General features: G+C 40.0%; 17 protein-coding genes. 12 read left to right on the top strand and 5 right to left on the bottom strand.

Features of this window, described 5'->3' with window-relative positions:
- The first annotated feature begins 60 nt into the window (after window positions 1-60).
- Genes VIM91_RS02660 through VIM91_RS02625 form a run of 8 tightly spaced genes read left to right on the top strand, consistent with a single transcriptional unit; the run spans window position 61 to window position 12,003 of the window.
- Window positions 61-1,266 (top strand): site-specific integrase, encoded by a 1,206-nt coding sequence (locus VIM91_RS02660; protein ID WP_331863277.1) that lies wholly within the window; start codon window positions 61-63, stop codon window positions 1,264-1,266.
- Window positions 1,267-2,814, top strand: a complete 1,548-nt coding sequence (locus tag VIM91_RS02655) for a site-specific integrase (RefSeq protein ID WP_331863276.1) — start codon at window positions 1,267-1,269, stop codon at window positions 2,812-2,814.
- Window positions 2,807-4,837 carry an integrase gene (locus VIM91_RS02650; RefSeq protein ID WP_331863275.1) on the top strand — a complete coding sequence of 677 codons (2,031 nt, stop codon included), beginning with the start codon at window positions 2,807-2,809 and terminating at the stop codon, window positions 4,835-4,837. Before VIM91_RS02655 ends, VIM91_RS02650 begins: the two co-directional genes overlap by 8 nt.
- Window positions 4,824-5,237 (top strand): hypothetical protein, encoded by a 414-nt coding sequence (locus VIM91_RS02645; RefSeq protein ID WP_331863284.1) that lies wholly within the window; start codon window positions 4,824-4,826, stop codon window positions 5,235-5,237. Before VIM91_RS02650 ends, VIM91_RS02645 begins: the two co-directional genes overlap by 14 nt.
- A gap of 11 nt (window positions 5,238-5,248) precedes the next feature.
- Window positions 5,249-7,978, top strand: coding sequence for a class I SAM-dependent DNA methyltransferase (locus VIM91_RS02640; RefSeq protein WP_331863274.1), 2,730 nt, complete (start codon window positions 5,249-5,251; stop codon window positions 7,976-7,978).
- Window positions 7,979-7,980: 2 nt separating this feature from the next.
- On the top strand, window positions 7,981-8,745 hold the full coding sequence (locus VIM91_RS02635) for a hypothetical protein (RefSeq protein WP_331863272.1): 765 nt from the start codon (window positions 7,981-7,983) through the stop codon (window positions 8,743-8,745).
- 20 nt (window positions 8,746-8,765) lie between these two features.
- The gene (locus tag VIM91_RS02630; RefSeq protein ID WP_331863271.1) at window positions 8,766-10,814 is read left to right on the top strand and encodes a DEAD/DEAH box helicase; all 2,049 of its coding nucleotides are present in this window, start codon (window positions 8,766-8,768) and stop codon (window positions 10,812-10,814) included.
- On the top strand, window positions 10,807-12,003 hold the full coding sequence (locus VIM91_RS02625) for a GIY-YIG nuclease family protein (RefSeq protein WP_331863270.1): 1,197 nt from the start codon (window positions 10,807-10,809) through the stop codon (window positions 12,001-12,003). Before VIM91_RS02630 ends, VIM91_RS02625 begins: the two co-directional genes overlap by 8 nt.
- Window positions 12,004-12,075: 72 nt before the next feature.
- On the opposite strand, the gene VIM91_RS02620 is transcribed toward VIM91_RS02625, so the two are convergent.
- Window positions 12,076-12,486 (bottom strand): hypothetical protein, encoded by a 411-nt coding sequence (locus tag VIM91_RS02620; protein ID WP_331863269.1) that lies wholly within the window; start codon window positions 12,484-12,486, stop codon window positions 12,076-12,078.
- 177 nt (window positions 12,487-12,663) lie between these two features.
- Between VIM91_RS02620 and VIM91_RS02615 the strand changes: the two genes are divergently transcribed.
- Window positions 12,664-13,491 (top strand): recombinase family protein, encoded by an 828-nt coding sequence (locus VIM91_RS02615; protein ID WP_331863268.1) that lies wholly within the window; start codon window positions 12,664-12,666, stop codon window positions 13,489-13,491.
- A 173-nt stretch (window positions 13,492-13,664) separates the two neighbouring features.
- Here the strand turns inward: VIM91_RS02615 and VIM91_RS02610 are convergent, their stop codons facing one another.
- Genes VIM91_RS02610 through VIM91_RS02600 form a run of 3 tightly spaced genes read right to left on the bottom strand, consistent with a single transcriptional unit; the run spans window position 13,665 to window position 16,469 of the window.
- Entirely contained in the window at window positions 13,665-14,348 is a 684-nt protein-coding gene (locus VIM91_RS02610; RefSeq protein WP_331863267.1) for a hypothetical protein, read from the bottom strand.
- Window positions 14,341-15,540: a nucleotidyltransferase gene (locus tag VIM91_RS02605; protein ID WP_331863266.1), complete on the bottom strand. Its 1,200-nt coding sequence runs from the start codon at window positions 15,538-15,540 to the stop codon at window positions 14,341-14,343. The genes VIM91_RS02610 and VIM91_RS02605 overlap by 8 nt, the downstream gene beginning before the upstream one ends.
- A gap of 17 nt (window positions 15,541-15,557) precedes the next feature.
- Complete coding sequence (locus tag VIM91_RS02600; protein ID WP_331863265.1) at window positions 15,558-16,469, bottom strand: CBASS cGAMP-activated phospholipase; 912 nt, start codon at window positions 16,467-16,469, stop codon at window positions 15,558-15,560.
- A gap of 841 nt (window positions 16,470-17,310) precedes the next feature.
- On the opposite strand from VIM91_RS02600, the gene VIM91_RS02595 reads away from it, so the two are divergent.
- The gene (locus tag VIM91_RS02595) at window positions 17,311-18,471 is read left to right on the top strand and encodes a GGDEF domain-containing protein (protein WP_331863264.1); all 1,161 of its coding nucleotides are present in this window, start codon (window positions 17,311-17,313) and stop codon (window positions 18,469-18,471) included.
- 86 nt (window positions 18,472-18,557) lie between these two features.
- A complete protein-coding gene (locus VIM91_RS02590) occupies window positions 18,558-19,142 on the top strand; it encodes a hypothetical protein (RefSeq protein WP_331863263.1) in 585 nt (194 codons plus the stop codon).
- A 39-nt stretch (window positions 19,143-19,181) separates the two neighbouring features.
- On the opposite strand, the gene ispB is transcribed toward VIM91_RS02590, so the two are convergent.
- Window positions 19,182-20,147, bottom strand: coding sequence for an octaprenyl diphosphate synthase (gene ispB / locus VIM91_RS02585; RefSeq protein WP_331863262.1), 966 nt, complete (start codon window positions 20,145-20,147; stop codon window positions 19,182-19,184).
- Between the two features lie 73 nt (window positions 20,148-20,220).
- Between ispB and VIM91_RS02580 the strand changes: the two genes are divergently transcribed.
- Window positions 20,221-20,449 (top strand): hypothetical protein (locus tag VIM91_RS02580; RefSeq protein ID WP_331863261.1); only part of this gene is annotated, 229 nt, incomplete at its 3' end.

Below are 20,449 nucleotides of genomic sequence, written 5' to 3'. Positions count from 1 at the left end.
TAGGTATTTTTTTAAATTATAATTGAAAGTATTACGTTATTAAATGGTAATTTTATTGGTATGGCAATTTCAATTCAAAGCTTTGTTATGGAGAATGGTGAGCGTTATTGCCTGTTGGTTGAATCTGGTTCAGGTGTACCGTTGTTTTACCCAAATTTATTTATAACAACTCAAGTAAGAAATGCCTCACTGTCTTTTGCTTCAATGGAAAGTGCTTTGTCATCAATATCTGTTTTGCTGAAATTTAGTGATGAGCATGAGATTGATTTGGTGGAAAGGCTTAGGTCAGGCGTTTTTTTAAAATTGAATGAAGTTGATGCATTGGCGGATTTTTGTCAGTTCAACCTTTCCAGCAAAGTTGCTGCAAATAAGGTCATAAGTTTGGCTAAGGTAAGAAAGCCAAGAGTGGCAAACGAAACGGTTTATAGAAGGCTTTCGGTGATAGCAAAGTATTTAGAATGGTTGGGGATTTTGTTGAGCGTTAGTGGTGCTGTGGATCAGAGGAAACTGGGCGCTTTAGTTAAAAAAATTCGTTCACGGCGACCAGTAAAAAAAGGGCGTAATCAGTCATTGGTTGAAAAAGGGTTGTCTGATGAGCAAGTAGATTTGTTGTTCGAGATTTTTCGTCCGGAATCAGATTTAAATCCATTTGAGGGTAAATCAACGAAAGTGCGAAATCGACTAATGTTTTTGATGTTGTATTATCTTGGAATCAGGTTGGGTGAGTTGCTTTCAATAAAGGTTAAAGACGTTGACTTCTCTAACAACCAAATAGTTATTGCGAGACGTGCGGATGAAAAGTCAGATCCGAGGGTCGATCAGCCTTTAGTTAAGACAATGGACAGAAGAATTCAGCTTAAAGAGAGTCTTGCAGCCGAGATTCATAACTACGTGATGAACTACCGTAGAAAAGAAATTTCAGCAAGAAAGCATGAATACTTGTTTGTGGTGCATAAGCCGGGGCCAACATCAGGGCAACCTGTTTCAAAAGCGACCTATAATAAGGTAATGACCACTGTTAAGGCTTTGTCGCCTAAACTCATTGATTTTACTGGTCATGCCTTGCGCCACAAATGGAATGAACGGTTTTCACAGTTAATGGATTCAATGGATGCCCCGCCTGATGAGGTTCAGCAAGAGCAGATACGTTCATGGTTGATGGGTTGGAAGCAAGGCTCAGGGACTGCGGCGCATTACAATCAACGGTATATCAAAAATAAAGCTAACGAAGCATTTCTTAAATTACAAACAGGAATTGAAAAATAGATGGAAGATAAGTTGAGAAAGCTTTCAGCGAGTGATTCTGGAGAAGATGAGTTTATTTCTAAGTCAGGTTACTCTTTTTTCTTAACCGCTGATAAATGGGTTATTTCAAAAAGCATAACTGTTAATTTTAACTTAGTTGAAAACCTTGTTGATGTCAGTCTGCTCCTTCCGTTGAAAAAGGTTTTGGCGTTTTACGTGAGAAACTTTTCTTCAAGCCATGCAAGTAACATTTATGACCGTTTTAGGGACTATTTGAGGTTTAGTGAAAGCCAGTACATTACTGTTGAGAGTTTGATAAATTTTAGATCCTCTTTAGATAGGGAACATGAATGGTATCTGGGAACAATAAAAGGCTTTCTCAAAAAATGGCATGAACTCGGTTATGACGGTGTTTCTGATGAAGTTGTAGATTTGTTGGATTCATGGCGTTTAAAAGGTAACGTAAAAGGTGATGTGGTTAAGCGGTTAGACCCTGAGCAAGGCCCACTAACGGATGTAGAATTGCTAAACATCAATGAAGCGGCAGCAAGTTTGTATGAAGAAAATATGATAACAATCGATCAGTTTGCAATGGTTCGCTTGCTTAGTGCCACCGGTCGTCGTCCTATTCAGCTTTCTCACATGAAACTAAAAGATGTCATGCATGGAAGTAACAAAAACCAAGGCCTTGCTTATGTATTAAATATCCCTAGAGCAAAACAGCGTGGAGCTGGCTTTAGAGAGTCATTTAAGCAGATGCAGGTTACTGAGGATTTATGGCGCATTCTGGATTTGCAGCGTTCAATTGTGATTTCAAAGTTTGAAAATAAGTTTGGTAAGATTGATGACAAAGTTATTTTGGAACTCCCTCTTTTTCCAGATTACAGATTGTTAGATAAATACATTAAGCTTAACCAGATGTTGAGTGATTTATCCTTGGATGTTTTGCATTGTGAACGATTGGAATTTTCCAAAGCTGCGGATGCAGTTGTTCAAAAAGCCGAGGTTATGTCAGAAAGAACCGGTGAGCTGATAAACATCAATGCGCAGCGTTTTAGATACTCTGTGGGAACGCGTGCGGCCAGAGAGGGTTATGGAGCGCTTATAATTGCAGAGTTGCTTGACCATACTGATACGCAGAACGCTCAAGTTTACGTGGAAAATGTCCCTGAATATGCACGAAAAATAAACGATAAAGTCGGTCACCTGCTTGTCCCTTATGCCAATGCATTTAGGGGTATCATTGTAGATGATGAGGGTGAAGCTCGAAGAGGAAAAGACCCCTCAAGCCGTATAAGGTTAAATCCGCATGAGAATGTGGGTACATGCGGTAGTTATGATTTCTGTGGTTCCAGAGTGCCAATACCTTGCTACACATGTAATCACTTTCAGCCTTGGTTGGATGCTCCACATGGAAAGGTTCTTCAAGACTTAATTGAAGAGCGTGAAAAAGTATATCAACAAACAAATGACCTTGCGATTGCCTCCGTTAATGATAGAACAATAATAGCAGTGACAGAAGTAGTGGCGCTCTGTAAAGAGCGTAGGGAGGCTGCGAAGCATGGCTGATATATTTCATTTTACTCCTAAAAAAGAACTTGATGCAGCTAGAAATCTTAAAGAGTTTATCGAGCTTTGCAAAAATAGATTAACTGTTTTTGGTGCGGATCTAAACTGGGATGATTGGGCATGGCCGAAAGTGATTAATTTCACTAAAGTTGGTATTAAATCTAGAGGCGTAAATCCTAACTCTGATTTGTTGGCACCTGAGTTTATGGATTTTGCGAAAGCTTATTTTCGATATCAACAAGGGCACAAGCCGACAGATGCAAAAAACGAAATGCGCGCGCTTCGATGTGTTGAGCAAGCGCTTATAAAGCGCTATGGTTCAGCAGATATTTCCAAGGTTTCAATTTCTGATTTAGATGAAGCTAGTCTGGTTGCTAGGCAAAGTTATAAAAACGCAGCAACTTACCATGCCGGTCGAGAAATTGAACGGCTGGCTAAGTTTGTAACAGATAAAAACCTAGTTCCTGGAAAGCTAGACTCATGGAAAAACCCAATAAAACGTGCGAATGATCGAGTCAATACCGGGCAAAAAGCCAAGGCAGATCGAGAAAAGAAACTCCCCTCCTCGGATGTGCTTGAGGCGATGGCGGAGATATTTGCTTCAAACCCTGAAAACCCTAAAGATATCTTTACATCATCAGTATTTGCGATGTTAATGTGCGCTCCATCACGTATCACTGAAATCTTGCTTTTGCCCGTTGATTGTGAAATTGAGGAAAAAGACAGTCAGGGTGATATTCAATATGGCTGGCGATTTTATTCTGGGAAAGGCTTTGGCGGTGATATCAAGTGGATACCAAAAGTTATGGTGCCAGTCGCAAAAGAAGCGATTGCAAGAATAAAATCGTTAACAGCTCCTGCTCGTGATTTAGCTAAATGGATTGAAGACAACCCAAGAAGTTTCTATCCGCACACTGGATGTCCGAAAGTTGATTCAGCTGCAAAATTAACAGCGATTGAAGTTGCATTGGCTTTAGGTCTAGTTGCAAGGGATAGTAAGTCAGCTCAATCTTCATTACATGGAATGAAGTTAAAAAAATGTGATTACAGCTACAGCCTAGGTGAACTTTGGAATGGCTATGTCATGAAACGACAACCTGAGGGGTTTCCGTGGCTGTCGAAAGAGCAAGCCATTAAGTACAGTAATGCCCTTTTTTGCATGACGAGAAACCTACTGACTGATCATAAAATAAGCTCGCCGGTTATTCTATGGGCACCAACAAATAATGTTTTCAATAACGATTTATCACCAAGAGAGTCATTAAATCAAGAGTCGCACCAAAGCATTTTTGATCGCTATGGCTATAAAGATGCTCAAGGCAATAGATTAAAAGCGACTTCACATCAAATGCGCCACCTTTTGTCTACGATTGCTGAACGCGGTGGTATGGCGCAAGATGATTTAGCTAAATGGGCTGGACGAGCCGACGCAAAACAAAACCGTGTTTATAATCAAATGAGTGAATTTGAAATGGTTGTACGTGCGGAGCAGTTCGATCCATCAAAATCATTGTTTGGTCCAGTGGGTGAAGCTAAAAAGCACATCCCGATTACGATTCAAGAGTTCAATACCCTAGAAAAAGGGACGGCTCATGTCACTGAATATGGTTTCTGCGTCCATGACTACACTATTTCGCCTTGCGACAAGTACCGTGACTGTTTGAACTGTGCGGAGCAGGTATGCGTTAAGGGTGAGGAAGAGAAGCTGCGCCGAATAAAAGCGCAATTAGCGGAAGTTGAAAAGCAGTTTAAGGCATCTGAAACAGCTATCAATGAAGGTCTAGCCGGTGCTGATCGCTGGTATGAATATCATCAGCACACACTGACTCATTTAAAACAACTTGTTGAAATCCTTGAAGACCCTAGCGTGCCTGACGGTTCGTTAATCAAACTCTCAAATGACAAATCTTTTTCACAAACAAACCGAGTGTTACGAAACAAACATGGTGAAAACAGGTTAAAACAAGACCAGCAGAAATTAGCTGAGCAAGCGAAGTTACTTCTTGGAGGTGGTCTTGGCTAAGCATTTATCAAAAAGAGACATTGAGGCGGTTGTTAGCCATATTCTTGGTTGGGGTGATGAGAAACTCACTTGGGATGCGGTTCTTGATGCGATTGAATCTCTGATCGGCTTTAAACCCACGCGTCAGACCTTATATGCAAACCAAGATATTCGAGATGCGTTTAAGTCCAGAAAAGCAGGAATAAGGCAGCGAGGACATGATAAACCAAAGCCTAGCAATTTGAATATTGCGGCAGATCGCATCGCTTACCTTAAAGCGGAAAATGAAATGCTCAAACAAAAAAATGCGGCGTTAATGGAGCAGTTTGTTAGATGGCAGTACAATGCATATAAATACGGATTGACTGAGGCAAAACTAAATGAGCCTTTGCCGATGATTGATCGAGAACGAACGGAATAAGAGACTATAAATTGAACGCAGTAGAAATTGAACAGGCCGTTTCACAGTTAGCTGGGCAGGACTTTGATGCTGAGAATTTTCCGTATGCTTTTTTAGAAGCTTTTGGAAATAAAGAAACGACGATAAAGCGTTTAAAATCTGGCTCTACTAATGCATCAGATATTAAGGGTGGTGTACTTCAGCGTAACAACATACATATTGCAACCAGTGAAGCTGATGCTGTTTCGTCGATTTTAGGTATGCTGCGCAATAGCCCTGCTACCAAAAAAGGTAAGGTTAAGTATATTCTTGCAACTGATGGCGTTGAGTTTCAGGCCGAAGACTTAACTAACGGTGAAACGGTTGCCTGCGAATATAAAGACTTCCCCAATCATTTCGGCTTCTTTCTACCACTTGCAGGGATAACCACCGTTAAGCAAGTTCGTGATAGTTCGTTTGACATCAGAGCAACCAGCAGATTAAACCGGCTCTATATTGAGTTGCTTAAAGACAATCCTGAATGGGGTAAAGCAGAACGCCGCCATGACATGAATCACTTCATGGCTCGTCTGATTTTTTGTTTTTTTGCTGAAGACACCGATATTTTCAACGGTAAAGGTCTCTTTACACAAACCATTGAACAAATGTCAGAGAGGGATTCATCCAATACACATTTGGTAATCAGCGAAATCTTCCGGGCAATGAATACTAAAACTGAGGATAGAGAGCTTGCTAAGCTTCCACGCTGGGCTAATGGCTTTCCCTATGTGAACGGTGGCTTGTTCTCAGGCAGTACCGATACGCCAAAATTCAGCAAGATTGCACGCTCATACCTAGTCCATATCGGAAACTTAGATTGGCAAAAAATAAACCCAGATATTTTTGGTTCAATGATCCAAGCGGTGACGGATGATGATGAACGCGGCGAGTTAGGTATGCACTACACCTCCGTGCCGAATATCCTGAAGGTCTTAAATCCGCTGTTTTTAGATGATTTGAGAGAGAAGCTTGAAGATGCCGGTGACAATCCGCGAACACTTTTAAATTTGCGTAAACGCATTTCAAAAATCCGTGTTTTTGACCCCGCTTGTGGTTCGGGAAACTTCTTAGTAATTGCTTATAAGCAATTACGTGAGATTGAAAATGAGATCAATACTCGACGTGGAGACAAAGGCCGTCGTTCCGAGATCCCAATTACCAACTTTAGAGGCATCGAACTCAGAGACTTTGCTGCTGAGATTGCGCGGTTAGCACTAATTATTGCCGAATACCAATGCGATGTTGTTTACCTTGGTCAAAAAGAGGCACTAGCCGAATTTTTGCCATTGAATTCATCAAACTGGATTATCCAAGGTAATGCATTGCGCCTAGATTGGCTGAGCATTTGCCCTCCAACAGGCACTGGCGTACAACTGAAGGCCGATGATCTATTTGAAACGCCTTTAGATCAATCTGAAATTGATTTTGAGAATGAAGGTGGAGAGACTTATATTTGTGGGAATCCACCATTTTCAGGAACACGTAAGCAAACGACTGAACAAAAAAGTGATTTAGAAAAGATATTATCCAAATATACCAACAAGTGGAAAAATGCTGATTATGTTGGTGGCTGGTTAATAAAAGCTGCAGAATATAGCTCTAAAGCTCCATGTCGCTTTGCATTCGTAGCTACTAATAGCTTGTGTCAAGGGCAACAAGTACCAATCACTTGGAAAATATTAAATTCTTTAGGTTTTTTCATCAGGTTCGCTCACCTTTCTTTTATTTGGTCAAACCTTGCTCAAAATAAGGCCGGTGTAACAGTAATCATTGTTGGACTAGATTCTTATTCTTCTGGCAAAAGATATTTATATTCAGATGAAAGTGTTAAAGACGTTGACCACATAAACCCCTACTTAACAGATCATAAAATTAAAATTATTGAGGCATCCAAAACCCCATTGTTTTTAACTAAAAAAATGGATTACGGAGTCTACTATTCCAAATCTCAGGGGCTGATTCTTAATTCTGATGAAGCAAAAAACCTTCGAGAACAAGGTTTTCCTGAACATATGCTGAAGCGTTTTCTTGGTTCAAATGAATTTATCAAAGGTCTAGAGAGATATTGTCTTTGGATCAGTGAGGAAGAATTAAAGGGGGCTTTGGCTTTTTCTGAGGTGTCAGAACGCATCAATAGCGTCCGTCAAGAAAGATTATCAACAAAAGATAAAGCAGTGAATAAACTAGCAGGTAAACCTTATCAATTTCGAGAGCGTAAAGGCGAACTGAATAAAATTTTAGTGCCAATTGTCTCATCAGAAAATAGAGAGTATTTGCCTGTAGGGATGGCTGGAAAAAGTGTAATACCAACCAATAAAACATTCTATGTTGAAGAACCTTCGCTTTGGCAATTTTCTATTCTTTCTTCTAAGTTACATTTATCTTGGATTGCTGCGATATGTGGGCGACTTGAAATGCGATACTCATACTCAAATACACTTGGATGGAATACCTTTCCAATCCCTATTCTTACTGAAAAGAATAAGTCTGATTTATCAGTAACGGCGGCTGAAATCCTTCTTGCAAGAGAAAAATCATTTCCTGCATCAATATACGATATGTATGAACCAGAAAAAATGCCAGAAAATCTTCGTTTAGCCCATGAACGCAATGATGAAGTCTTAGAGCGAATCTATATCGGTCGTCGCTTTAAAAACGACACTGAACGCCTTGAAAAGCTATTTGACTTTTACACTAAAATGACTGAAAAGAAAGGAGCGTAGTTTTGGCGGATTATGTGATGTTTCAGATGTGGTCCGACTATAGGCAATACCTAATTGACTCGCATATGTTTTATTTTGACCAAGCAAATTCTAGACTACTTTCTCAATTCCAAAATATTGATGATGAAGCAAAGGCTGAAGCTGATAAATGGTTAGAAGACAATCAACATCGTTTTGATCCTGAACGGCACGATCCAAGTGATTTTTATGAAAAAGCTCTCGACCTCGGTTGCTCGTTTTACGAAATGTTATCGGATATGGAAGAAAGAACGCGTTTAAGTGTTCTGGCAGGTATGTTCCATGAATGGGATAAGCAGTTAAGAGTGTGGTTGTCCAAAGAGGTCAATCATTGGCATCGAGGAGAAAATACTAAGCTTCAGATTTGGAAAAAAGACTTTCCAAAGGTCATGGATTTACTCGAAAGTTTTGGATGGGATATAAAAAGCACCGACTTTCATCAAAAACTCGATGCTTGTCGCTTAATTGTTAATGTTTATAAGCATGGTAATGGCGGCTCTTTTAATGATTTAAAACAAAACTATCCTCAATACTTAGAATCAGGAATTAACACCTTGAATCCATTTACAGGGGTTAATCATGATTACAGGGACTATAGCTACCTAAAGATCACTGATGCAGATATCCAGGAAATGTCAGATGCAATTATCGAGTTTTGGCAGAATGTTCCCGAAAATGTATTTCAATCCCAATTTACAAGTCCACCCCAATGGTTTTTTGATGCCATTCAGCGTGATAATTCAAATTAAAACGAAGAGACCTTAGTGTTATGACAGCTGAAAAACATATCCCGTCCGTTTCCGTAAACTACGCTGCCAATGGTAGCTCTAAAAAATCCAATGAACTCGGCATGCGGGTTATGCAAGAGCGTGCTTATGAAAAGCGTGGTGAGCAGTACCTTTTGATTAAGTCACCACCTGCATCAGGTAAAAGCCGTGCATTAATGTTTATTGCTTTAGACAAACTCAATAATCAAGGTATTCGTAAAGCGGTTATCGTTGTACCAGAGAAGTCTATTGGAGCAAGCTTTAAGGATGAGCCCTTAACGCAGTTTGGCTTCTACTGGGATTGGGTTGTACAGCCAAAATGGAATTTGTGTAATGCACCGGGTGAGGATGGTGGTAAGGTCAACTCAGTCAAGGCTTTTTTAGATAGCGACGACTCAGTTTTAGTTTGTACCCATGCCACTTTCCGTTTTGCGGTTGATAAATTTGGCGTAAATGCATTTGATGATTGTTTGATTGCTGTCGATGAGTTCCACCATGTTAGTTCAAACCCAGACAACAAATTAGGCGCTCAGCTAGGTGAGTTTATTACCAGAGATAAAACGCACATTGTTGCTATGACTGGGTCATATTTTCGTGGAGATTCCGAAGCTGTTCTGTCGCCTGAAGATGAAGCCAATTTTGAAACTGTTACCTACACCTATTATGAGCAGCTCAATGGATATGAACACCTTAAAACTCTGGATATTGGTTACTACTTCTATACCGGCCCCTATTCAGATGAAATCCTCAAGGTGCTTGACCCAAATTTAAAAACAATCCTGCATATTCCAAATGTAAACTCCCGTGAAAGTACCAAGGATAAATTAAAAGAGGTTGAGCATATTCTGCATTCTTTGGGTGATTGGCAAGGAACCGATCCGGAAACAGGTTTTCACTTGATTAAACTAGCAGACGGGCGTGTTTTGAGAATCGCTGATTTGGTCGATCCTGACCACCAAGCGACTATTCAGGCAAGTTTACGCTCTCCTAAAACCAATAAAGACCGTGATTACGTTGATATGATTATTGCCCTGGGCATGGCCAAAGAAGGTTTTGACTGGATATGGTGTGAGCATGCTTTGACCGTTGGCTATCGTTCTAGTTTAACTGAGATTATTCAAATCATTGGTCGTGCAACGCGTGATGCCGAGGGTAAAACCCGTGCTCGTTTTACTAACTTGATTGCAGAACCGGATGCTTCAGAGGAAGCGGTAACAGATGCCGTGAATGATACTTTAAAAGCGATTGCAGCCAGTTTGTTGATGGAACAGGTGTTAACCCCAAAATTTGAATTTAAGCCTAAGAAGCCTAATTCAGGGCCAACAGAAGGCTTTGATTATGGTGAGGGTGGTTATGACCCTGAAAAAACCAATGTCGGTGTTAATGAAAAAACCGGTCAGTTTGAAATCGAAGTCAACGGTTTGATCGAGCCAAAAAGTGATGATGCCAAACGAATCTGTATAGAAGACCTCAATGAAGTCATTGCTTCCTTTGTGCAGGATAAAACCTCTTTGGAACGTGGTTTGTTTGATGAGGAAGTCGTTCCAGAAGAATTAACGCAGATTCGGATGGGTAAGATTGTTAAAGATAAATATCCGCACCTTGATGACGAAGATCAAGAAGCGATTCGTCAACATGCTATTGCCGCCTTCAATATTACGCAACAAGCCAAAGATGAATTGAATAAAACTAATGGTGATGATTCTGAAGCTTCCAATACGGCCTTTATTAAGGGAGTTCGTAAGTTTGCAATGGATGTGAAGGAGTTGGATATTGATTTGATAGACCGTATCAACCCATTCAGCGAGGCCTACTCCATTTTGGCGAAATCCTTGGGTGAAGAGAGTTTGAGGAAAATTGCAGCCATCATTAATGCTAAGAAAATTCAATTGAGCGAAGAAGAAGCACGTGAGCTAGCTATGCGTGCTGTTCAATTTAAGAAAGAGCGTGGCCGATTGCCAGATATTACTTCACAGGACGCTTGGGAACGCCGTATGGCAGAAGGTATTGCTTTCCTACAACGCAAAGTACAGGAAGTGCAAAATGGCTGATAAGTCGAATTCTGATATTCTTGCTGAACTTGGGGTTGAAGTTGAAACCAAGAAAAAAGCCACCCTTACTCCAAAACAAGAGCGGATTATTGCAGGCTTTGAAGAAATTCAGAAGTTTGTAGAAGAACATGGTCATGCACCACAGCACGGTGAAGATAAAGATATTTTTGAGCGTTTATATGCGGTGCGCTTGGATCAAATTAATAAACAAAAAGAGTGTTGTGAACTTGTTAAGGAACTGGATTATCAAGGTCTATTGTTGAGCGATAGTGTTGATGCCGTGTTTGAGAACGTCTTGGAGAGTGATGTCGATATTTTAGCTGAGCTGGGTATAGAGGCGGAGCCAGCTAAAGATGATATTACTGTTCTTAAACATGTGAAGTCGAGTTTAGAAAAGAAGAGGGATAAAGCAGATGAAGTTGGTTCGCGTGAGCCTTGTAAGGATTTTGAAAAATTTAAACCCCTTTTCGAGGCAGTACAGCGGGATATTGAAGCAGGAATAAGAAAAACCATACCGTTCGATAAAGATGGTTCCATTGAAGAAGGTAACTGGTTCATTTTGTCTGGGCAAAAAGCTTATGTTGCTTCAGTGGGTGAGCAATTTATTGGTAAAGACGGCCGCAAAGAATATCGTCTAAGAGTGATTTTTGATAATGGTGTAGAAAGCAACCAGCTAATGCGCTCACTACAAAAACGACTATGGGAAGATGAAACTGGCAGACGCATCAGTGATTACAGCTACGGTCCATTATTTGATAACGTGGCAGATGAAGAAGATTCAGCTTCTGGCACTATCTATGTGCTGCGAAGCAAGTCTGAACACCCTAAGATCGCTGAAAACCGTCAAATAGTTCATAAAATTGGTGTAACGGGCGGTGATGTTAAAAAACGTATTGCTAACGCTAAGATCGATCCTACATTTTTAATGGCAGATGTTGAGATTGTGGCAACTTATCATCTATATAACATCAATCGCACCAAGCTCGAAAGGTTACTACATAGCTTCTTTGGTGACGTAAAACTTAATATAGAAATTATTGACCGTTTTGGGCACCCAGTGATCCCGCAAGAATGGTTTCTGGTGCCGCTGTTTATCATTGAACAGGTTGTTGAAAAAATTACAGACGGGACGATTCAAGAATTTGCATACGATCCCATCACTACAACATTGGCTAGATTAAGTTCTTAAAGAAATGCTTGTAAAAAATAAGTATTTGCTCGATTTAGAAATCGTTTGAAGTAATCAGAGGGCAGAATTAGACTAAATTCTGTCCTGGTCACTTTGAGGAGTGAAGGAGTATATAAGCGCATTAATATATTCTATTGTTGGTTGAAGTAAAGCGCTACATTTGCCTTCTTGGAAAGTCGCATGCTCACAAATCTTAATTTCTTTTTTTACGCCGTTTCCTTTAGCTTTTCTGATACTTTTTTCAATTAGGCCATTTGTTGCTCTTTTAAGGGCACGGCATTCTTGTTCATTCATTTCGTCGTGAACTTTTGAGAACTCACTCTTAGTTATTCTTATGGGAATAGTAAGTTTTTTCTCTTCAATTATTTGGGTTATGATTTTGTGATTCATTAACCTCACTAGCTTTAATGGGAGAATGCTGTTGATGTTGTAATTGTATAGCCCAACCATGGGTGCGATGATGAGTTCGTTTTTAATGCTCATGTTATCCTCCTAGAAAAAGCATTAGGTTACCCGCCATGTTTTCGTCAGTCACGACCATTTTGTTATACTTGCTAGATTTTTTTATTCTCAAAATGTATACATTTTGAGAATTATGCTTTTACATTATTATTTTATGTCTTATAATTTAATTCTCGAAAAGTTTAAGAGGTTTTGATAATGGCGATTGTGGGATATGCTCGTGTTTCAAGTGTTGGTCAAAAATTAGACGTGCAACTTGAAAAGCTGAAGACATATGGTTGTGAAAAGATCTTTGAAGAAAAAGTGAGTGGAACGACTGCTAACCGTGTTCAGTTGCATCGGTGCCTGGAATATCTGCGTGAGGGTGATAGTCTTGTTATTACCAAGTTAGACCGTTTGGCTCGGTCTACTTTTCACCTCACCCAAATTTCCAACCTTCTTGAAGAGAAGTCTGTCGATTTTGTTGTGCTGGATCAGCAGATTGATACATCAACTCCAACCGGTAAGTTGCTTTTTAATATGTTGGCCAGTATTGCTGAATTTGAAACGGAGATTCGGAAAGAGCGACAGCTTGAAGGCATTGAAAAAGCTAAATCGAAAGGTGTGAAGTTCGGGGCAAAGAAAAAACTTACTGAGCAAGAAATTGAACAGATGACTCAAGAGAGAGAGGCAGGTGTTTTGGTAAAAGACTTAGCTAAAAAATATGGGATTAGCATTCCTAGTGTTTACCGTTTGATTGGAGGTGAAATGGATTTACAGAGAGCTTTAAACTCAGTTGGCAAAACTTGCTTCGTAAAATATTACGAAGAGTTTGCTTCAGACAAACCTGTAGAGGATATTGTCGAGATTTTGCTAAACAAGGAAGGTTATGCGGAAACTGCCAGTCGAACTAGAGTCAATAATGCGAGAAAGATTATTCGACAAGGTTTAAGTGCTGAGGCTTTAGGCACGGTAATCAGCTCAAACCATGCATTGGTTGCCGAAGAAATAAAACAAAAGGCGATCAGGGTTTTAGAGTCCAATTAATGAGATGAATCGCCCACTAATTTTGTAAACACTTTTGACTCATAAGATAATGACCTAAAAGGAGAGTCAAAATGAGTATCGATCCAAGCAGCCATTTTTGACTAGGACGGCTTCTGAAATAATATTTCCCATTCATTTGGTCTTTACAAGCCGTTAAAAAAACAAAAAACTTATTATCGGACTTTAGTGTGCAGATAAATACTATTCAATATCTTTTGAAAAGTTTCTTGTGATACACCTTCTCCTATGTCTTTAATCCTTTTATTTAACCGGCAAGGGCAACGCTTAAGCCGTTTACCGCTCTCACATATACAGCGAGTAGAGTTAATAATATCAGGCGAATCAGTCAAAACCTTCAGGCCAAAAACCACCCCATGTATATCATTAACTTTAAACTGTTTTTTCAGCTCATTAACAATACCTAGTGTCCCATGCTCGACCTCTCCGAACACAAAAGGAATATCATGATTAAGCTTCAAAAAAACAGCATACAAGTAAGGCTCAATTTGCGAATTATAAAACCCTAGCAAATCACCCTTCAGGTGAAACAGCTCCCGTTCCAGTTCAAAAGGAACCCCCAGACAAAAAGATGATTGCCCGTCAGGGTTCGTATGAAACTCTGGCGTCTTTGGGATTTTATTTCCGTTTTCGAATACAACTGGCGGAACCCTTGGGTAACCCTTCAATATTTGAATTTCAATAACGATTGTTTCGTCAACCAATGGATAACCGTCGTTCTTCAGATAGACATCAACAGGCCCTCTAAGGACGCACAAAACTTCTGCACCATCCCCAGCGAACCTTCTCAGACCCTTATGCTCCCTCTGAAGTTCTTTGATGCCTGGTATCTCAGTCACACGCTCGGCTCCAAGGTGATGCTTTGGGTGTGTTAACAACGCCAGGCACAGGTCTTTGTTGAGATCCAATTCCACACTCTTTTCTAAGTGCTGCTAAATCTGGCTCCAAGCCAAAGCCTTCTTTAAACACTGTAGAAATTGACTCCATGGAAACCTCTTCTTCAGCCAAGTAACTTAGATCCTGGTTAAGTTGGTTTACCCACGCTCTAAAGTGACTAATAAGCGTCGGCTTCTCCTCCCATTTGTCCGCGAAGTTTTCACTTGGTTTAACAGGATTCGGAACCTCGTACTTAGGTCCACTGTTAATAAATTCAGACAGGCCTTGAACGGTTTTAACCAAAGCCTCTTCCAAGGTTGCCTCACCGGAATATGACTTGGCCGCAATCGTAGAAATAATAATTGAAATAGGCTTTAAATCCGTATTCTTATTCTTTTCTGAATAGTACTCGTCTCTATGCTTTTTCAAAATCTGCACAGTTTTTTGCAGTGGTGTTTTCTCGCCTGCGAATCTAGGGACCTTATCTATACGAGCCTCTAAAGTAGCACGGGCAACTCGCCCATGAGCTTGATCAGATTGTCTTTTAAACCATTTAGCGTACCCTTCAGGATTGCTCTGTGGCCACTCATTATTGATAGTTGAGTAATTTGAGGGATCATTATTATCCGTTATAGCTATCGAGTAATCTTGATAATTTTCATCACGTAAATCATTGTATGATTCGCCATAATATGATTCCATTGAAAGAGCTACTTCACGTCGCTTTTCTTCACTTTCAGGAATGCACGGAACAATATCCAAATGGAAGGATGGCGTAGAAGAATATTCTATTGTCCAACACCGTCTTTTTTCTTCTACATCGCGCTTAAATCCATTCGACTGAACGTACTCGCTAAGAACGTCTTTTACAATTGTTTTTAATTGCATTTGACTATGGGTTGTTTTGTCGATCTTCTGTCTGAGCTTGCAGCCAAGGTCTATATCGTAAGCTGCATCATTTCCCATAGGTTTTATCGCTGTTCCTAAAGCAAAAGAGCCTTGAACAAATATATGTGGGTCATATTGGTTTAACAGAGGGTGCTTCTCTATAAAATCAGTTAGTGCATCATAGCGTTGTTCTGCTTCATCATAAGCAGACTTGGGAATATCTAAATCCTTTGACAGGCTTTCTAAAATTTTATTTCTGGTATTCATGATATTTGTATCCTATTTTATCCTTGTAAGAACGCTTTTATTTCAGCGCTTTTATATGTGAATTCTCGCCCTGCTTTACTTAACATGTCGCCAATGATTTTGGGGTCGTCTAAAGCAATTGGCGCGTCTGTTTCAAAATTCAGGCGTAGTATTTGATCTGGTTCAAGTAAGAGCCCTGACATGTTTTGGGCAGACTCGCTTTGCATAGATAGAATGTAGCTGATGAAATCAGTTACACCCCATCCTGAAAGCATACCCCACATTTTCTTTTGTTCTACACCGTATTCTTTTTTTGCATGCCCCGTCCCTACGGACAATATCTTCATGTCATCCAGGTCGATGTTTAATCTCTTTTTGGCATCAATTATCGCAACCAAAGTAGGATTGTTTGCCCATAGGCCACCATCAGACAGTAGATATTCGTCAACCTTGTGAGGATCAAAGTATGTTGGTGCTGAACACGAAGCAAGAACTGCATCAGCAACCTTTACATCTTTGTCACGGTAAAACCCAGGGTCATAAGCAGACTTAAATACATGAACGCCGCCATTGCCAATATTGCTTGCAGGTATAAGAAGCGGCTTGTTTATTTCGCCAAGACGTACATTTCCAAAAACATCTAAAAGGACTCCTCTCAGGTTCGAGCCTTTATAAATACTGTTGTATGCCTGAGAGGAAAACCACTTGCGGCTAAATATCTTGCCGCCGTGCTCGCTGTATAGCTTCACTATGTCCGACATAGGGATTTTAAGTGCTACTGCCGCCGCTATAATCGAGCCCGTACTTGTTCCTGCGATAAGGTTAATGGATTCAGATAAATCTATTTGAAGATCTTTCTCTATTTTGGAAAGTATATGCGCTGCATATACGCCTCTGATACCACCGCCATCGATGGATAGAATGTTAAAAGGTTGGTTTTTCTCATTCACTATGTGAAAGTCCCATATTTTTAGGTTAAAAGGCCGCCAAAGCGCGACTCAAACCTATTAACAGTAGGAGTATCCGTCACATTTTTGGAGGGTGAGTTTCATAATTAATATTCATAATAATACTTATTGGGGTCTATTAAAATTAATTCAAGGTTAACTCATAAATTTATTTTGGCGCCAATTCTGGTGGTTCAAGTCTTATATGAATCAATCAAGCTTCAAATATTTGGCAATTTCGGCTTCTCACCATTAAGTCGCTGGTTTAACGTTTTTATTCATGCGGTTCTTGGTTCAGAAGGAGTAAAGGCGGATTGATTCATTTTTTACTTAAAAATACGTTAATTTGATGACCTAACATTTCTTTAACTGAATTGATGGAACGAAAAAAGCAAAGCATGTTTTATAAGTATTAGTACCCTCTTTTGACGGGTGTTTATCTATGGTCGTAGAAATGACGGATTTTGAGTTTTAAGTCGTAGATTTAACGTGGCGATGCAATTTATAAGAGAGTACTGTATTTAATAAAAACTTTACTTTATCTATGATAGTGTTAAAATATTTTACATAAATCATTGTAATATTAATATAACATTTTGAAATTAAAGGGAAAAAAAGGTATCAAGTAAGCATAACCTTTCTGAGTCTTACATGATGCGCTTGTTAAGTTAACGTCTGCATACTTCTACAAAAAAGCCTGCCTTAGAGCAGGTTTTTTTGTTTTAGGCTAAGAAATAATGCACTTTAATAGGTAATTTTAGGTTAACTAAAGTGGCTTATTGATTCCGTTTTTATTATATTGTTCACTTCAAGCTTTAATACTAAATAAACAGGATGATACGGCGTGGCGCAGTCCAAACAAGCTTTAATTAACAAACCAACAGTGTCCGAAAAAGAAGTCGAGCGTTTACTGGCTTATGATCTTTATTCCAAAGCTTTAGGAACGGTTTATACCCACGCTATATTTGGTTTGATCTTTGTATTTTTGTTTTATTCAAAAGTACCGTCTCCTTGGCTGATTGTTTGGGGAGGCATTTTGATGCTCAATATTTTGGTGCGGTTTGTATTTATTCGACATTGGTTAAAGGCCGATGAATCCACGCGTCAGAAGCCCTGGATGAAGCAAATGTCGCTCGTTACTTCGTTGGTAAATGGAGTGTTGTGGGGGATGACCGTCTTTTTCTTAGATTTTGAAGCTTTGCCATTCGAGTCCTTAGCGGTAAGTATTATGGTGTTTGGTTTAGCAGCTGGATCGGCGGTTTATGCAGCTTATTTTCTGCCGGCTTTCTATTTGTCTTCGGTGCCTTACTTGGGCAGTTATATGCTGTATCACTTCGAAAAACTCACCTATGAATCGATGTTAATGGTTTTGATATTAGCGGTGTTTGCCTTAATGCTGTATGAACAAGCGCGCCAGCTTAATTTCACACATCGAAAAAATATCTTGCAACGACTCGAAAATGATGAACTTATTGAAAGTTTAAAAGAGTCCAACCTAGGGTTTAAAAAAGCCTCTAACACCGACTTTTTAACCGGTATTCATAATCGCCGTCATTTTGATGAGATGATTAAACGCGTATGGAAAAGCCACCTGATTGATGAGAAACCGGTGAGCATTATTATGTGCGACATCGATAACTTTAAAGATTTTAATGATCAATTTGGCCATCAGTCCGGTGACAAGGTGTTGGTGGAGGTGACCCAGCTAATTATCCAGAATGTGGGTTACAGTGATGCGTTACATCGTTATGGTGGAGAAGAGTTTATTTTAATTTTGCCCGAAACCAATTTGACCAAGGCGACCGCATTGGCCGAAAAATTAAGGCAAAAAATTGCAGCTATGTCATTTGATGTTGGGCAAGCGGAACAGGGTATCACTATGAGTTTTGGTGTGAGTTCGCGCATACCTTTTAATATGAACGATTATGTCGAGTTAATCGCAAAAGCGGACGCGATGCTTTATAAAAGCAAACAGTCGGGTCGTAATCAGGTGAATGTAAAATAGTTAGGTCGATTTATCTTAGAATCAAAAAATAGCATTAGAAAGTTAAGCTTTAGTTGGGCTGGTCGTTAAAGAGTTAGAGGTAAAATATGAGCACGCAAAACGATATCACCCCAGCGGTTAAATATTTCTTTAAATCTTTAGAGCGACGATCCGATGCATTGAAAAATGCCGAGCGTTTAACGGAAATTCGCTATCAAGATGTACCGATTGATGAAGTCGAGCAGTTTTTTCGTACCATCAAAGCCCAGAACATTTTCATTAATACGGTGGGGGTGAATGGCAAGCGCGAGTCGACGATTTTAGCGAAAGCTATTTTTAACCTAAACCAGATCGTGCGAGTTTATTACAGCATTAGTTTTGATGATACTCAGAGCGGTTTTCTGCGTATTCGCCCAGATGTTGAGCATCAAACTATAGTAGTAGAACGTATTCATGGGATTCGACCTCGTCCTGAAGTGTTGTATCAGTCGCCTGACCAATTAAAAATTGTGCGTTATATGACACGCTGGTTATTGCGCCGAATTGACTGGAATAAAACCAAGCTTAATAACTTGGAGCTTTATAAGCAGTTTGTTGAAGTGCGACGTGAAGAGCATGAAGCCCAGTTACGTGAGCAGATTGAAGGCGTGGTTGAGGAAATGGTGGAGCCAAAAACCAAGGCAAAAACTTAGTCTAGTCAGGCTTTGGTTGAATGGCTTGTGTCTGTTAAGTTAATGGCGACGATTAACGGCCATATCAGCTAAAGCAATCAAAGCCTGTTTGTATTGCGAATCAGTAATGGTGGCTAGAGCTTGCTTAGCTAATTCAGCTTCTTGCTGGGCTTTGTTTTGGGTAAACTCGATCGCACCGGTTTGTTTGATAATGTCGGTTACCTCTTTAAGCAAAGCAATACCGTCAGTTTCGATCGCACGTTTAACAATTTCTTTTTGGGCTTTTTCGCCGTGTTGCATGGCATAAATTAAAGGCAAGGTCGGTTTACCTTCGGCTAAATCATCCCCAATGCTTTTGCCAAGTTCTTCTGTGCTAGCGGTGTAATCGAGTACATCATCAATTAATTGAAACGCGGCACCTAAATGACGCCCATAAAGTGCAAAGGCTTTCTCAAGCTCAGGCTGTTGAGTTAAAACCGGCCCCATTTGAGCAGCGGCTTCAAATAACTTAGCGGTTTTTCGATGAATGACTTCCATATAGCGTGCTTCATCCGTATCGGCATCGTGACAGTTGAGTAGTTGTAAAACCTCGCCTTCTGCAATCACATTGGTGGCTTCCGACATAACTTGCATGATGCGCATGATGCCGGGTTCCACCATCATTTCGAATGAGCGTGAATACAAAAAGTCACCCACCAATACACTGGCGGCATTGCCCCAAACTTCATTGGCCGTTTTTTTACCACGACGCGTGTCAGACTCGTCCACCACATCATCGTGCAGTAGGGTTGAGGTGTGAATAAATTCGATGACCGCCGCCATAACAAGATGCTGGTTGCCCATGTAATGACAGGCGCGCGCGCTTAATAAAACAATGAGTGGGCGCAGACGTTTGCCGCCGTTATTGATAATGTAATGACCAATTTGGTTGATTAGAACAACATCAGACGCAAGCCGGTCAAGGATCAGTTGATCGGTGGCTGTAATGTCAGATTGAATCAGTTGGCGAATGTCATTCAGCGTCATAGTTATATATCTTAGGTTTGAAGTCGGCCAGTTGGGCAAATTTATCAGCATATAAACGATTGTGAAGTTTATTATGATTCGAGGCCTTTGGAAAGGTTTTGAACAACTTTGTCGGTTTTTTTATACAATTGATTTAAATTTAATGCTCACCAGGCCTGGTCGTTTGGCAGACATAAAATATTTGTGTAATTGCTTTGACCTGGCAAATAAAACTCTATATAATCCCGCCTTTACTGTAGCGATGACTCGATCTATTATCCGAATCGTCCAAATGAACAGAATTTTCAATCCGGGAGATGTAC

This window comes from Thiomicrospira sp., from assembly GCF_036568485.1.
Taxonomy (GTDB): Bacteria; Pseudomonadota; Gammaproteobacteria; order Thiomicrospirales; family Thiomicrospiraceae; genus Thiomicrospira.
This window is presented reverse-complemented; position numbering and strand designations above follow the sequence as displayed.

What these genes read in the sequence shown, in the direction of transcription:
- VIM91_RS02660 (WP_331863277.1), top strand. Translation starts at nt 61, where the DNA reads ATGGCAATTTCAATTCAAAGCTTTGTTATGGAGAATGGTGAGCGTTAT.
- VIM91_RS02655 (WP_331863276.1), top strand. Translation starts at nt 1,267, where the DNA reads ATGGAAGATAAGTTGAGAAAGCTTTCAGCGAGTGATTCTGGAGAAGAT.
- VIM91_RS02650 (WP_331863275.1), top strand. Translation starts at nt 2,807, where the DNA reads ATGGCTGATATATTTCATTTTACTCCTAAAAAAGAACTTGATGCAGCT.
- VIM91_RS02630 (WP_331863271.1), top strand. Translation starts at nt 8,766, where the DNA reads ATGACAGCTGAAAAACATATCCCGTCCGTTTCCGTAAACTACGCTGCC.
- VIM91_RS02625 (WP_331863270.1), top strand. Translation starts at nt 10,807, where the DNA reads ATGGCTGATAAGTCGAATTCTGATATTCTTGCTGAACTTGGGGTTGAA.
- VIM91_RS02620 (WP_331863269.1), bottom strand. Translation starts at nt 12,486, where the DNA reads ATGAGCATTAAAAACGAACTCATCATCGCACCCATGGTTGGGCTATAC.
- VIM91_RS02615 (WP_331863268.1), top strand. Translation starts at nt 12,664, where the DNA reads ATGGCGATTGTGGGATATGCTCGTGTTTCAAGTGTTGGTCAAAAATTA.
- VIM91_RS02605 (WP_331863266.1), bottom strand. Translation starts at nt 15,540, where the DNA reads ATGAATACCAGAAATAAAATTTTAGAAAGCCTGTCAAAGGATTTAGAT.
- VIM91_RS02590 (WP_331863263.1), top strand. Translation starts at nt 18,558, where the DNA reads ATGAGCACGCAAAACGATATCACCCCAGCGGTTAAATATTTCTTTAAA.
- ispB (WP_331863262.1), bottom strand. Translation starts at nt 20,147, where the DNA reads ATGACGCTGAATGACATTCGCCAACTGATTCAATCTGACATTACAGCC.